At 48.3% G+C, this 846-nt stretch carries 1 protein-coding gene and 1 pseudogene; both read left to right on the top strand.

The window, feature by feature from the left end; genetic code table 11:
• A pseudogene (locus A3750_RS26210) lies at positions 1-190 on the top strand (hypothetical protein); the annotation flags it as partial.
• 171 nt (positions 191-361) lie between these two features.
• The coding region (locus A3750_RS15635) for an ANTAR domain-containing response regulator (RefSeq protein WP_068548428.1) at positions 362-846 on the top strand (485 nt) is incomplete at its 3' end.

Here is an 846-nt window from a genome sequence, read left to right as displayed (position 1 = left end):
CATCGAGCATGCTACGCACGCAGAGCAGCGTGTTTGTATCGGTACGCTCGCAACGATTGCGGATCGCGTTGAGACAAGTGGAATATCAGGCCCGGCGATTACAATCGTTGGTCGGGTTGTCGAGTATCGTTACCAGACAGCGAACCTGATGAGTGATTCAGTGCTTTCCGGAGCTGTGTCCGGCTTTTGATCTTGCGCACCGAAATGGTGCGTAACGCTGTGTTTTCAGTTCCCTGCTTTGTTTAGTGATTTCATAACCCATTGAATAAAAAACGTATTTCAATGTTTGGGTATCCGCTTGCTTCATTGGGAGCATACTTTGCCGAGGTTGTGTTGTCCGGCTGGGAGCCCCAAACAAATAATGTCTTCAAAACTCAGTATTTTGCTTATCGACGAGAATGTCGAGAGAGCGAACGATGTGACTGCTGCTTTAGAGCAATCCCGCTATCGCGTGCGTCATCTTGCTAGCCCTAGCGTTGCGTTGTTAAAAGAAGTGGATGCGTGGCAACCAGATATCATTGTGATTGATATCGAGTCGCCAAGTCGCGACATGCTTGAAAGTCTGCATACCATGTCGGCGTTTGCCCCTAAGCCCGTTGTGATGTTCTCCGAATCGGAAGATGAGGAGATGATTAATCTCTCTGTTAAATCTGGTGTCAGCGCCTACGTTGTTGGTGATCCTGACTCCGCTCGAATTCGCCCCATTTTGGATGCCGCCGTTGCCCGGTTTAACGAGTATCAACGCCTCAAAGATGAGCTTTCCCAAACGAAGAACGAACTCGAAGCGAGAAAACTTGTTGATCAAGCCAAGCGACTATTAATGGATGTTAAGGGCATCTCTGAAAA

The organism is Oleiphilus sp. HI0079 (genome assembly GCF_001635105.1).
The sequence above is the reverse complement of the archived record's forward strand: the minus strand, read 5'-3'. Positions and strand labels throughout refer to the sequence as shown.